The sequence below is a fragment of the Hymenobacter arizonensis genome (assembly GCF_900115775.1).
Classification (GTDB): Bacteria; Bacteroidota; Bacteroidia; order Cytophagales; family Hymenobacteraceae; genus Hymenobacter; species Hymenobacter arizonensis.
In genome coordinates, this window is the sequence record NZ_FOXS01000002.1 from 1,042,030 (window position 1) to 1,055,974 (window position 13,945).

The window sequence follows — 13,945 nt, forward strand, 5'->3', positions numbered from 1 at the left end:
TGTCGTGCAGGAGGCCGATGGCTAGCAGCCCGATGTACGCTCAAGTATGTACAGGAAAGGCGTTCACGGCAAATTGGAGTCGGAGGGATTGGTTTGAGCAGTCCGGGACCGCCGCTGGTCGCGGTGTACGACGTAAGTGATGAGTAAAAGTGAGAGATAAGGCAGCGCGAACCCGATGCCAAACCAGCGCCAAAAGGAGCGTCCGTTTCCGTGAGCCATATAGCCCGTAATCATGGGCATGAACAGGATGGGGGTCAGCAGGACAATGACAAATTCCATAGGTGGAAGCGTGATTATTGCACCCCTGCTGGGGTGGCTTGGGTCAAGAAACAATCGGATTTGGCCTGCAGCAGCGCGCAGTGCAACTGCTCGTTGGGCCCAGCCAGCGTCAGGGAAAGGGCGGCGGGCGGCCCCAGCGTCGCATGCCCACCCATCCAAAGCAGGAAGGCGGCCAATTTCCTTTTCTTATCCATGCGATTTAACTACTTGGTTAACGGACTAGCAAAAAAATATCAGGCTCGAATGGCCCGGATAACAAATTCAGCCACTTCGGTTCGCCGGTGTTCCATCTCGCGTTTGAAGTCCTTGTCGCTTAGCCCCAACCCTACCTGAATAATGGGCTTGCCCAAGAAAGGAAAGATGACCAGTGACATGACATTCATGAACAGTTGCGCGGGGCTGATGGGATGAATTCGTCCCTGCGCCACGGCTTCTTCCACCTGGCGGCGGAACTTGTCGAGGTGGTTGCGCTCCTTCTCCACCACAGCCCGGAAGAAGAAGTGGGGGTTGCGGTTCACTTCGTTCACGATGAACAACGGCAGGAAGCTGTTGCGGCTCACGAAGGTGAGATAGGTATCGACCACGAGCCGGATTTTGTCAAACAACTCCATATCGGTGTCCAGCACAGCCATCACGCGCGGCAGTATCACCCCAATGGCCCGCTCGATAATCAGCGCCGAGAGCTTTTCCTTGCTGCGGAAGTAATAATGCAGCAGGGCTTTGTTGATGCCAGCGCGGTCGGCAATTTCCTGCATGCGCGCCCCGGCCAAACCCTTTTCCAGAAACACTGCTTGCGCGGCTTCCAGAATCAGTTCTTCGGTGGAGCGTTTTTGCAGGTCCATTGGCCAGGTAGTTTAACTGCTTGGTTAAATTTATGCAAAGATGCACTGAAAATTCAATACGACCAGCTGTTTAGCAAAACGGGGAATTGTAAACATCAAACCTAATGGTCTCCCTAGGTTCATGGGCTGCATACTTAGCCCATAATTCCGCATAGCACACACAAACGGGTTTCTGCCCAGTCGCTAGTGGAAAGCGGCTGGGCGGAAACCCGTTTGTGTTTCACCAATAAGTAACTACTTACCTGGCGACAACTACCCGGTGATGAACCAGCTTGGTGGCGGTCATCAACCGAATGGTGTAGACGCCGCTTGGCAAATCGGCTGCTTGCAAGGCTGCCTCCTGCTCGGCACCGGCTTCTACCGTTCCGGAGAAAATCTGACGCACCAGGCGGCCTTGCATGTCGTAGAGGGTCACCGTGGCTGTGCCGGTTGTGCCAACCCTAAAGCGAATCGTGCTCTGGGCCGTGAGGGGGTTGGGAGCCGCCGTCAGGGTTACTGCGTCGGCGGCCAGGGCGTCGACAACGGGCTCTTGAGCAATTACAGCCGCTGAGGTCTTTGCAGCGGTGGTCGGTACGAACGGCGACAGGCGGCTGCCGGGAATCGGGCCTTCCATGGTGCCGTTGGGCAGCTGCCAGGCCACGGCCAGGTGGTCGGCACCGGTCATCTCCTTGTGCAGCGCCTCAATGTAGTAGCGCTGCCCTTGCACCAGGGTGATGGGGGCAGACTTCTGGTCGGCGAACTTGTTCCACTCCCGGGGGGCGGTGCGGCCCGAGAGCACCGCAATGCGGACTTTGTTGGCGGGCGCATCGTTGGTGCTCAGCCACAGCTCGCCTACTTCGTCGCCGGCAATCCAGAAGGTGTAGGCGCCGGTGGCGGGTGGGCAGAGGTAGCCCCGCACGCGGGCCCCGTAGTTGTCGCCCTTGTTGGTAGGCGTTTCGAACTGGGTCAGCTGGCTGGTGCTGGTTGGGGCGGTTTGGGTAGGAATATCCGAAACGTTACGTCCTTTTGCATTGCTCCACTCTTCCCGCAGGATGGTGCCAGTGGCCGAGCACACTGTAGGGGTTGGGGTCGGTGTGGGGGTAGGCGTGGGCGTGGGAGCCGGCGTCGGGGTCGGAGTAGTGGTGGCCGGAGCAGCGATTACGAAAACAGGCGTTTCGGTTACCTGCATGGCCAGTTGGCCGCCCTGCAGGGCTACCCGCTGCACCTGCATGGTGCGGCTGCCGTTGGTGGGGCGGTACACGTCGGCCTGCGTGGCGCTGCCCAGGTTCAGGGTATAAGAGGCGGTGCGGCCTTTTTCGTCCGGAACCACCAACATGTAGACGGACTGCCCGTTGAGCTCGTAGCGGTCCACGATGGGGTCGGCGTTGAGGGTTTCCATGTAGGTGTGGGCACCCATTAGCCGGTTAACCTGGCTCAGGTACTGCGCGGCGGGGCGGGGCGACTTGTCGGAGTTGATGAGGCCCATTGAGTTGAACTTCGTGGCGCTGGTGGGATTGTCGTCGTAGAGCTGGTAGTGAAACACGCGCTCAACGCCCCAGCGGGCATAAGCCAGGGAGGTGCGCAGGGTCCAGTCGGCCTGCGTTTCCAGTACCGACCGCGTGCCCACGGCTACGGCTTTCAGGGGGCTGCCCTGGTTCAGGTCGTAGCCGGTTTCGGTAATCCATACCGGCATGCCGTTGGCGAACTCATTGGCCAGCTGCACGAAGGACTGGGCCACACGGCCGGCGTTCGATACTTCCGGGGCCGCGCCGCGGGCCGAGCCACCCTCCTGTGAGTTGCCGGTGTCGTTGGAGTACAAGTGGTAGTTGATGACATCCCAGCACAGGTTCACGCTGCCGTCGGCCTTGAGGCCGCGGAACTCCCGGCACCAGTCTATCATGCCCTTCACGTAGTCGAAGTTGGCGCTGGCCAGGCCGGCCATTACCACCTGAATGGTGGGGTCAGCGTTTTTCACGCCCACGCCGGGGCCCATGGTGTTTTTGTGGCCGTCGTAGAACGCCGACAAGTGGGCGGCGTGCTCGCGGGCGGTCTGGTAGGCCTTGCGGCCGGCCCACCACTTGTCGCGCTCGTTGTCGCACTCGATGTACTTAATCAGCCCCAGGCCCACTTTCACCTGGTTGATGGCGTCGCCCTGCCAGATGGGCGTGGTGTTCACGCTCAGCAGCGAGCGGTCGACGTTGGGGTTGGAGCCGTACCGGGCCGCCACTTGGAACGCCGCCTTGGCGTGCTGCACATAGGAAGCCGGGGCCAGGAAGCTCTGGCCGAAGCGCACGGGCACGTTGTCGCCGGCCCGCTGGTCGAGCGGGTAGGTGGCCTGCAGCCATGGTGGCATGTCTTTCAGGCACACCAGCACTTCCACGCCTTCCTGCTTGAGGCGCTCGTACATGGCGTCGTAGTTCCAGCCGCCGCGGTGGGAGGGATTGAAAGTGTAGCCGCCTTCGGTCCACTCTATCTTTTCCCAGTCGAGGTAGTGGCGGATGCCCGCAAAGTTCTTCATGGCCCGCAGGCGGGCGGTGTCTACCACCGAAGGCTTGTTGGGGTCTTCCAGGTCCCACTCAAAGGCGTTCACGCCCATGGATTGCCGCAGCTTGATTTGTTTTTGCGCCGCCAGCGTGGCCGGGCTCGGCATTGGGGCCGGCGCGGGGGCCGTCAAGGTCCCGTACAGCTCCATTTCGGTGGGGTACCCGCCCGCCGAAGACGTGATAACCAAGTAGCGGGCGTTGCTGACCACGTTGTCGAGGCGGAACGTGGTGGGCCGGCTGGGGTAAGGGCCTACCCACTGCATGTACTGCTCGCCGGTGAAGGTGGCCACTGGCACGCGCTGCCAGGTGTCGGTGATGACCGACAGGGTCATGGGTGCGTTGGCGAAGCTACCGCTGCCGTCGTAAAGCTTCACGCTTTCGATGCTGATGGCCTCGCCGGCCTTCAGGGGGTAATAAGAATCAAAGGTTGGGATGATTTTGCCCCAGCCCGTGGTAATGTTTACACTGGTCACGCCATCGAAAAGTTGCGTGATTCCATCGGGCGAGTTCGTGAGCTGGTACCAACGCTTGGGGTCGAGAGCGATTTTGCCGGCAGTGGACGGAGTAGTGGTAGGTGTAGTAGGCAAGGGGGCAGCCTTCACAGTCAGCGGCTGGGCCACGTCGGTGGCGGGCAGGTAGGCGGCGCTACCGGCCTGCGAAGCCGTGATGGTAACAGTGCCGGCAGCAAGGGCTGTGGCCAGCCAGCGGCCGCTGGCATTCGAAACCGACACCAGCGCCGGGTTGGAAGAAGCAAAAGTTATGGGCGTAACGCCGTTGGTGCTGGTGGCCACCAGCTCGGATGGTGTGTCGCCAACCGTCTTGGTAGCCAAGGCAGGGAAGCTGATAACCGACTGGGAAAGAGAGGGGCTGGCGAGAGCCGTGCCAAAAACCTGGACCTTTTGCGGCAGGTTGTTGCCGTATTTCCGAACAATGATGGCGTCGGCAGTAACGGCAGGGCTCACGGCGATATTCACCCACTGCATGTAAGCTTCGCCGGTGAAGGTGCCCAGCAGCGTGCGCTGGCTGCCGTTCTGCGCGTAGATGTAGGCCGGCGAACTGGCAAAGGAACCTTCGTGGTCGTAGAGCGAGATGCGGCTAACGCTGGTTTGAGCACTCAGGGCCAGCGTAACGTCGACGTACTGCAGGTTGATGGAGGCCCATTGGGGCTGCACCAGCTTGGTCAGGTCGTCGTTCAGCCACGGCGAGTAATCCTGGCCTGTGTTGAGGCTGGGCACTATGGAAACGACGGTAGCTCGGGTTGCCGTCTGCGCGAAAGCCGGCTGCCCCGCAGTTGCCAATACGAGGCAATAGCAGATTAAGTGCCTCAGCCAAGTAAATGATTGGTAGATTCTTGTCATAACAATTCGGGTTGATTAGAGCGGTTAGAGCGAACTGGTTGATGGGTCTGCTTCGTCTCGATTTGAAAGCTAAAGCAGGTGAATAAGTGCTGTTGACTTGTTGGATATAATTTGACTATTTCCAATTTCAGCGTAATTGTGAAATTGTCTTTTATATATAAGCCAAATCCGACTAACAGCACGGATGTGTATTGTCTAGGGCATTATTTAACTTGTAAAAAGACAAATTGACATGCTCTGAGTGGAGGATGGAAGAGCATTGGTCACGCTAAATAATAAAGTGTATTCTGAATATTTTGCCTCTAAATTACAGCTTAAAAAGGATATAAAAAGAATTTCTGAAAAAAATGTGACCAATTTTTCGAAAAACTTCTTTTGCGGTCTAATTGATATGTCGGATAGTGACAAGAATTCAACTTTGATAATTATTAAATTGAGTTTTATGAAATGGCTCATTAAGTATCTGTTTCATTTTCGTCATTCTTAATTAAAATATTACTTTAGTAATACAGAACGCCAAGGAGATTGTAATTTTAGTGTTCCCGCGTCTTAAAAGTGCTGCTCGCTGGCAGGGATGGCAGCAGCCAGCAGCCATGTCTTATTTCATCCAGACGGTGCAGCGTAAGAAGGTGTAAGGCTGCCCGCGCGTAGGGCAGAAATGGGCCTTGGCGCCCTGGTATTGACTCAGCTTGTTGTATAGCTGATAGCGCAAGCAAGAGCATCACTTGGTCGGCTGAAGAAGGGGAGAAGCTTAAGCAGCGATAGAAACCTACATGCCAGGCGTGGGCGAGCCTCCAACAATGATTCGCGGCCAGATAATGGGGGGGGGGCGGTTGGCCGCTGTTTGCTTAGCATGGCAACCGAAGCAAGCACCGAGCGCAGGAGGAACTGATGCTTTGCGCCGCAGAAACAAAAAAGCCTGCCAGCAAGCGCACTCATAGGCGCTTGCTGACAGGCTGAAACGTGGAGGGTTGTTAAAACTAGGGCGCCGTTAATTCAAAAGCGTCGCCGTCGTTCAAGGCGGTGAACTTGGTTCGAAACTCCTCCAGCTCGTCGCGACGCAGGGTGTGGGTAAACACACCGGCTTGGTCGTGGGCTTCTAAGAGGTAGTTGCCACGGGCGTCAATCAGGGCGGAGTCGCCGGCGTAGTCGTGGGCCAGGGCATCGCGCCCAATGCGGTTTACGCCCAGGGCGCAGGCTACGTTCTCAATGGCGCGGGCGCGGAGCAGGGTCATCCAGGCGGTGCGGCGTACGGCGGGCCAATTGGCTACGTACAGAAGCAAGTCGTAGGGCTCGGTGGCCTGGTTGCGGCTCCAAACGGGGAAGCGGAGGTCGTAGCACACCAGCGGACAGATGCGCCAGCCGCGCCACTCCTCTACTAAGCGAGTGCGGCCGGGCGTGTACACGTGCTGCTCGCCGGCCAGCGTGAAGAGGTGGCGCTTGTCGTAGCTGCGGAGGCTGCCGTCGGGCCGCACCCACAGCAGGCGGTTGTGGTAGGCGCCGTTTTCCTGAATAATGACGCTGCCGGTGACCACGGCGTTGAGGGCGGCGGCCCGCTCACGCAGCCAGGCCACCGTGGGGCCGTCCATGGTCTCAGCCTGCGCGGCGGCTTCCATGCTAAAGCCGGTGGTGAACATTTCGGGCAGCACCACGAGGTCGGTGGGCGTGGTGAGCTGGGCGAGGTGCTGCTCCATGGCCGCGCGGTTGGCAGTGGCATCGTGCCAGTGCAGCTCGGTCTGAACAAACGAAACGGTGAGGTTAGACATGCTTTAGAGAATAATTGGCATCCTGCGCTGCCTACCGCAGGCGGCTGGCGGCTTCAATGAGCGTGGCCTCCTGCTTGGCAAAGCAAAACCGAATCAGGCCATCGTCAAACCCATCGTGGTAAAACGCGGATACTGGCACCACGGCCACGCCTTTGTCGCGGGCCAGGTACTGGGCGAAGGCTAGGTCGGTAGCCGGGGAAAGGGCGTTGTAGCGAGCCAGCTGGAAGTAGCCACCGGGCACGGGCAGCAAGTCCCAGCCTGCCCCCGCCAGCAAATCGCGAAAGGCGTCGCGCTTCTGCTGATAAAAGCCGGCCAGGCCGCGGGCGTGCGCGTCCGAGGTGTCGGCGGCGAGCACGTCGGCCAGGGCGTGCTGGGTGGGGGTGCTCACGGCAAAGGTCAGGAACTGGTGCACGCGCCGCACTTCGGTGGTGAGGGCGGGGGGCGCTATGCAGTAGCCCACCTTCCAACCGGTGGCGTGGTAGGTTTTGCCGAAAGAGGACAGCACGAAGCTGCGCTCGCGCAGCTCCGGGTGCTGGCGGGCGCTCATGCGCGGAGTGTCGTCGAACACAAGGTGCTCGTACACCTCGTCGCTGAGCACGAGGGCATCGGTGCCGGCCAGCAGGCGGGCCAGCTCGTGCCAGTCCTCGGCGGTGAAAACGGCTCCGCTGGGGTTGTGGGGCGTGTTCACCATCACAAGGCGCGTGCGGGGCGACACCACCCGGCGCACGGCGTCCCAGTCGGGCCTGAAGTCGGGGGCGGGTAGGCGAACGTAGCGCGGCACGCCGCCCTGCAGCCGAATGGCGGGGCCGTAAAGGTCATAAGCCGGCTCAAACACCACCACTTCATCGCCGGGGCGCACCACGGCCGCCAGCACCGCATACAGGGCCTCAGTGGCACCCGCCGTGACGGTGATTTCCGTGGCAGGGTCGGGCGCCGGTGCGTTGGTGTGCAGGCGGGCTACCTGGGCAGCAATGGCTTCGCGCAGCCGCGGCAGGCCGGGCATGGGCGCGTATTGGTGGTGGCCGGGCGTGAGGGCGTGGCGGGCCAGGGCTTCCAGCAGCTCCTGCGGCGGGTCGTAGTCAGGAAATCCCTGCGCCAGGTTGATGGCTCCCGTTTCCTGGGCCAACAAGGTCATTTGCGTGAAGATGCTGACGCCAACGTCGGGAAGCTTGGAATGGAGCACAGGGGTGGGGATGAGGGATGTATGAAGGCGAAAGAACGGTCAAACTCCCCTCCTTACCAAGGAGGGTATGTTTCAGTGAAGCTGAAACGGGGGTGGTAGTGGCGTTGCACGATGGTGGAACGACTTATAGGAGCATCGTTCTCACATCGTTCAACGAGGTCAACCACCCCCGTTGTCGCTGCGCGACAACATCCCCTCCTCAGCTGAGGAGGGGAGTTTGGCCGGGCTTATAAATAAATCTGAAAGGTCGTTCCCTCGCCCACCACGCTGTTTACTTCAAGGTGGCCGCCGTGGTTCTGCACAATGCGGTTGACCAGGTACAGGCCCATGCCCGTGCCGTCGACGTGGGTATGGAAGCGGCGGAACAGCTGGAACAGCTGCGGGCCAAAACGCTCCATGTCGATACCAATGCCGTTGTCCTGCACCCGGAGGATGGGGCGGCCGCTCACCACGTCGGGCATGCAGCTGATGTGGATGCGGGGCGGGCGGTCGGGAGCGGCGTACTTGAGCGAGTTGCTAAGCAAATTGAAGAGCAGGCTCTGCATGTTGGGGCGCACGAAGGTGACCACCGGGCAGGTCGCAAAGTCCAACTCGAACACGGCGCCGCTTTGGGTGACCTGGTCCTGCAGACTGCCAATCACTTCGTCTACCAGCGGCGCCAGCAACACTTCTTCGGCCGGAATTTCCTGCTGCTGCCGCTGCCCGCGCACGATGGCACTAAGGTCATCGATGGTGCTGAAAATCTGGGCCAGGGCCCGCTCAAAGTAAGTGATGAGCTTGATGGCGTCGGGGTCGCGGAAGTAGGCCGTGCGGGTCAGCTCCTCGAAAATGCCGGCCATGTTGTTGATGGGCTGCTTGAGGTCGTGCGAGGCGGTGTACACGAAGTTGTCGAGGTCGTCGTTGGTTCGCACCAGGCGGGCATTCTGGGCCTGCAGCTGCTCCTGTACCTGCTTAAACTCGTGCACATCGGTGTTGGCGCCTACCCACACGGCAATGTCGCCGGCTTTGTCGCGCAGGGCTTCGGCGCGGGTGAGAAACCAGCGATAGTTGCCTATCTGGTCGCGCCAGCGGTGCTCCCTTTCATATGGTTCTCCCGTGGCCAGGCTCTCTTGCCAGCCTTGGAGGGTGCCGGAAAGGTCGTCGGGGTGCACAAACCGCTCCCAGCCCCAGTCCTGCAGCTGCTCGAAAGTGCCACCAGTGAAGTCGTACCAACGCCGGTTGTAGTAGTCCACGCGGCCGTCGGGATGGGCGGTCCAGGCCATTTGGGGCAGGGCTTCGAGTAGCTGCTGAAAACGGGCCTGGCTGGCCAGCAGCTGCTCTTGCAGCACGCGCTGCTGGTGCACGTCGGTGTTGGTGCCGTACCACTTCAGGACCTGGCCGCCCGGGGCGCGGCGGGCCTGGGCCTGGCCCAGAAACCAGCGGTACTCGCCGTCGTAGCGGCGCAGGCGGAACTCGGCTTCATAATATCGCTGGCTGGCAATGGCCTGCTCCCAGCGGGCCTGCATGGGGGCGTGGTCGTCGGGGTGCACGAAGGTGAGCCAATGGGCGGCCCCGTTCTTTTCCATGGCGGCGCCCACGTAGGCCGCCGTGCGGTGGTTGTAGAAGTCCACGGTGCCGTCGGGCTGGGCGGTCCACACTTGCTGCGGAATGCTCTCGGCCTGAATGCGCAGCTCTTCCTCGCTGGCTTCGAGGCGGGTTTGGAGCTGGCGCAACTCGGTGACGTCGGTGTTGGTGCCAAACCAGCGCACCACTGCCCCCGTTTCCGCGTCGCGAATGGGCCGGGCCCGGCTCAAAAACCAGCGGTACTCGCCGTCGTGGCGGCGCAGCGGAAAAGTGTCTTCCCAGGGCTCGCCACTGGCGATGCTAGCGCGGAAGCGCTCGGTAATGTCTTCGACCAAGGCAGGGTCGTGCACGGCTTTCCAGCCCCAGCCTTGCATGGTTTCAAACGTAGTATTGGTGTAATCGTACCACTGCTGGTTGTACCAGAAAATATAGCCCGAAGCATCGGCCATCCAGGCCAGCTGGGAAATGTTGTTGGCCAGGGCCGCAAAGTCGGCGCGGCTGCGGGCCAGTTCCTCGGTGCGCTCGTGCAGGTCCTGAATGTCGAGGGTAGTGCCGTACCAGCGCAGCACCTCGCCGGTAGCCGGGTCCAGCTCTGGGGTGGAGCGCGAAAGATGGCGCCGGTACTGCCCGTCGTGGCGGCGCAGGCGAAACTCGTACTGCCAGCTTTTGCCACTCGCAGTGTTGGCCGTAAACGATTCGCCCACCATGGCCCGGTCGTCGGGGTGAATGGCCTCGCCCCAGCTGCTGGTCGCGTCAAATGAAGCCGGATTCTGGCCAGTATAGGCAAACCACTGGGGCGAAATGTACTCGGTGGTGCCGTTAGCGGCGGCCTGGTAGGTGATGAGGGGCAGGCTCTCGGCCAGCAGGCGCAGGCGCTTGTCGGCGGCCTGGGCCACGGCTTGGGCGGCGGCAGCGCGGTTGCGGGCCTGCACCCGTTCAGTCACGTCGACGGCAAAGCTCAGAATGCCCTGTGTGGCGCCCTGGGCGTCGGGCTGCGCGATGTAGGTAAAGTCAAAGTAGCGTTCCTGCATCTGCCCGGTGTCCGGGTTGGCTATTCGAGCCATTACCTCTTCCCCAACAAACGGTTCGCCGGTTTGGTATACCTGGTCGAGCAGGTCGACAAAGCCCTGGGCCGCCAAGTCGGGCAGGGCCTCGACCATGGGTTGGCCCAGCCGGATGCCTTGGCCCAACAGCCGGCTGTAATTGGGGTTGAAGAACGTGAAACGATGGTCTGGCCCCTCCAAGGTGGCTATCATGGCTGGGGCCTGGTCCAGTATCCGGCTTAGCTGCCGGTCTTTTTCTTCCAGCCGCTGCTGGGTTTCGCGCAGCTCGTGCACGTCCAGCATGTAGCCGTAGCGCTGCCGAAGCTGGCCGGCCGCGTTCAGTTCGGGCACGGCCTCGGTCAGGAACCAGCGGTACTGGCCATTGGCACCGCGCAGGCGCACTTCTACCCGCCCCAGCCGGGTAAAGTCGATGCTTTCCTGAATTTCATAGCGGCTCTTTTCCTGGTCGTCGGGGTGCACGCGGCTGGTCCACTCCGTGTCTACCTCGTGCCAGGGGCCGCCCGGCTTCTGGCCCGTGAAGTGGTACCACTGGGGGCTCATGTAGGTGGTGCGGCCCTGGGCGTCGGTGCTGAAGGTGATGATGGGCAGCACCTCGGCCTGGCGGCGCAGGCGCAGGTCGGCGTCGCGCACTGCGGCTTGCAGCACCTCGGTTTCCTGGCGGGCCAGCACTTGCTGGGTCACGTCGACTCCGAACGCCAAAATGCCACTGGCTTCCCCTTGGTCGTTGCGCAGAAGCTGGTAGGTAAAGTCCAGATACAGCCGCCGCCGCTCCTCGGCGGTGCCGTCCTGCACGTCGAGGGGGATGGCGCGGCCCACAAACGGCTTGCCCGACTGGTACACGCTTTCGAGCAGTTTTACGAAGCCCTGCTCCGCCACCTCGGGCAGGCACTTGGCTGCTGGCTCGCCGACGCGGGCCCGGTGGCCCATAAGCTCATCGTAAGCATCATTCACGAAGGTGAAGCGGTGGTCGGGGCCGGCCACGGTGGCAATCATGGCGGGGCTCTGGCTCAGAATCTGGCTCAGCTGCTGGTCCTTGGCTTCGAGCTGGCGCTGGGTTTCGTGCAGCTCGTGAATGTCGAGGTCGGAGCCGAACCACTGCCGGGGGCGGCCGGCGGCCTGGGCATCTTCCAGCGGTTCGGGCACGCCCTGGCTCATAAACCAGCGAAACTCGCCGTCGTGGCGGCGCAGGCGTATTTCGTAGCTCCACGACGTGCCGTTGGCCAGCGCGGCGGCGTAGGCAGGCTGTACGCGGGCCAGGTCGTCTGGGTGCAGCTGTTCTTGCCAGGCCCGGGTGATGTCATCGGCCGGACCAACGCCGGTGTAGGCATACCACTGGGGGCTGATGTACAGAATGTCGCCCTCCTGGTTGCTGATGAAGGTGATGGAGGGCAGGCTTTCGGTGACGCGGCGCATGCGCTGGTCGGCAGCCCGGGCCTCGGCAACAAGGGCCTCGTTGTGCCGCCGCGCCTGCACCTGCTCGGTCACGTCGAGGCTGTAGGCCAGCACGCCGGCACGCTGCCCGTTGCGCAAAGGCAGGTACCCAAAGTTGTTGAAGCGTTCGCGGAGCGTGCCCGTAGCGGGGTCTAGCACTTCGGTGCGTTCCTCGTGGCCAAATATGGGCTGGCCGCTGTCGCGCACCTGCTCCAGCATTTTCAAGTAGCCCTGCGCTGCTATTTCCGGCAGGCTTTCGGCCACGGTGCTGCCCACGGCCACGCGGGTACCCATCGACTTCTGCGCCCGGGCCGAGAGAAAAGTAAATGTGAGCTCGGGCCCTTCCATCGTGCTGATGGTGAGGGGCAGCTGGTCCAGAATGCGCAGCTTGCGCTGCTGCTCGTCCACGTTCAGCAGGCTTAGCAGGAGGTAGCGCAGCTCGCCCGCCGCGGCGCCGGCTGGCACGGGCTGTAGGGTAGCTTCCCAATGCCTCATAGCGCTAGGGGCAGTGGCCGTTGCCGGCTCTTCGGGCTGCCAGTCGGGCTTGAGGAGTTGGGTGGCCCCGGCCTGTGCCGCCCGCAGGCCCGTTGCCCAGGCCGGGGCGGGGGCTACCACATGGCCGGCCGTTTCCAGGGCCTTGCGGAGCGCGGCTAGTGGCTGCCCGCAGAACTGAGCGGCTGCATTTGGCCCCAGAAGTTGCTCCATCGCCGTGTTCAGGGCCAGAACGGTGCTGTCGGGCGCCAGTGCCGCAAATGGGGCAGGCAGCGCTGCGAACAGCAGTTCAAAGTCCGGAGTAGGGAGAGGTAGGGTGGGCATAAGGAGCAATGACAGCGAAGCGCAAGGGGCTTGCTTTTTCAAAGATAGGCGCCAGCATAATGCCAGTCATTTTATCCAGCAAAAAGCCCCAGCTAAGGTAGCTGAGGCTTTTCCGCTCTCAAATAAAGGGGCAGTGCCCTTCCTTATAATGGGCTCTTTAGGTCTTTGGCAAACTCCTTCTGGACGTGTTCTACCTTTTTGGCCGACACGTTGGTGATGTACGGATTCTCGGGGTGCAGGCGGTAGTAGCCCTGGTGGTAGTCCTCGGCGGGCCAGAATTTTTTAAGCGGCAGCACCTCGGTCACAATCTTGCCATCGTACTGCTTCGAGGCATTGACTTTGGCAATGGTCGCCTCCAGAATTTGCTTTTCCTGCGGGGTGCGGTAAAAGGCGGCCGAGCGGTACTCGGGGCCCACATCGGGGCCCTGGCGGTTGAGCTGGGTGGGGTCGTGCGAGGCGGTGAAAAAGATGTCGGCCAGCTTCTCGAAGCTCACCACTTTGGGGTCGTAGTAAATCTCGACGGCTTCGGTATGGCCAGTGGTCCGGCTGGCTACTTGCTCGTAGGTGGGGTTGGCCTTGGTGCCGCCGGCGTAGCCGCTCACCACCTGCTTCACGCCCTTTATTTGCTCAAACGCTTCTTCCTGCGCCCAGAAGCAGCCGCCAGCAAACGTGGCCAGAGCCAGCCCGTTGAGGTTGGCAGGAGCAAAGCCGGCCGTGGAGCGCGGCGGGTTCTGAGCATCGGCCGGCTGCTGGGTGCCGCACGCAACCGTGAAGGCCAGCAGGCTGAGGCTGAGAAAAGATTTCAATCGGTTTTTCATGAGAATAGCAAGACAGAAATGGTGCCGGGAATACAAATTCTGGTGGAGTTGACGTCGCCGCCACGCCAACCTTACACGCGCCCATGGGGCCGGGTGAATACCCTACGATTTTGGAGGCCGCCCGGCTTGCAGTGCCTGGCTATAAAAGCAGGATAGCCAGGCTAAAGTTCAGCTTTTGCGTTCGCCTATGTTGGCTAAAAAGCTGCGCTTAGGCTGAGGTCCAGGGACGGCACTAGGTATTTGTTCTGGCGTAAAACGGCCCTTCGGCGGCTGAGGCACCCTAAATGCCTTTTGTCTCGCAGG

General features: G+C 61.3%; 8 protein-coding genes. All 8 read right to left on the reverse strand.

Annotated features, from left to right (window positions below):
• Positions 1 to 63 precede the first annotated feature (63 nt).
• The 8 genes from BMZ66_RS10770 to msrA all read right to left on the reverse strand — a co-directional run bounded on the left by BMZ66_RS10770 (position 64) and on the right by msrA (position 13,642).
• Positions 64 to 279: a hypothetical protein gene (locus BMZ66_RS10770; protein WP_092672333.1), complete on the reverse strand. Its 216-nt coding sequence runs from the start codon at positions 277 to 279 to the stop codon at positions 64 to 66.
• A gap of 14 nt (positions 280 to 293) precedes the next feature.
• The gene (locus BMZ66_RS10775) at positions 294 to 473 is read right to left on the reverse strand and encodes a hypothetical protein (protein ID WP_092672336.1); all 180 of its coding nucleotides are present in this window, start codon (positions 471 to 473) and stop codon (positions 294 to 296) included.
• 39 nt (positions 474 to 512) lie between these two features.
• On the reverse strand, positions 513 to 1,121 hold the full coding sequence (locus BMZ66_RS10780) for a TetR/AcrR family transcriptional regulator (RefSeq protein WP_092672339.1): 609 nt from the start codon (positions 1,119 to 1,121) through the stop codon (positions 513 to 515).
• Between the two features lie 238 nt (positions 1,122 to 1,359).
• A complete protein-coding gene (locus BMZ66_RS10785; protein ID WP_143080151.1) occupies positions 1,360 to 4,878 on the reverse strand; it encodes a T9SS type A sorting domain-containing protein in 3,519 nt (1,172 codons plus the stop codon).
• A 1,103-nt stretch (positions 4,879 to 5,981) separates the two neighbouring features.
• Positions 5,982 to 6,767, reverse strand: coding sequence for an amidohydrolase (locus BMZ66_RS10790; protein WP_092672345.1), 786 nt, complete (start codon positions 6,765 to 6,767; stop codon positions 5,982 to 5,984).
• Between the two features lie 31 nt (positions 6,768 to 6,798).
• Positions 6,799 to 7,950, reverse strand: coding sequence for a methionine aminotransferase (locus BMZ66_RS10795; RefSeq protein ID WP_262507573.1), 1,152 nt, complete (start codon positions 7,948 to 7,950; stop codon positions 6,799 to 6,801).
• A 227-nt stretch (positions 7,951 to 8,177) separates the two neighbouring features.
• On the reverse strand, positions 8,178 to 12,824 hold the full coding sequence (locus BMZ66_RS10800) for a PAS domain-containing sensor histidine kinase (RefSeq protein ID WP_092672351.1): 4,647 nt from the start codon (positions 12,822 to 12,824) through the stop codon (positions 8,178 to 8,180).
• 143 nt (positions 12,825 to 12,967) lie between these two features.
• Positions 12,968 to 13,642: a peptide-methionine (S)-S-oxide reductase MsrA gene (msrA, locus tag BMZ66_RS10805; protein WP_092672354.1), complete on the reverse strand. Its 675-nt coding sequence runs from the start codon at positions 13,640 to 13,642 to the stop codon at positions 12,968 to 12,970.
• Positions 13,643 to 13,945 lie beyond the last annotated feature (303 nt).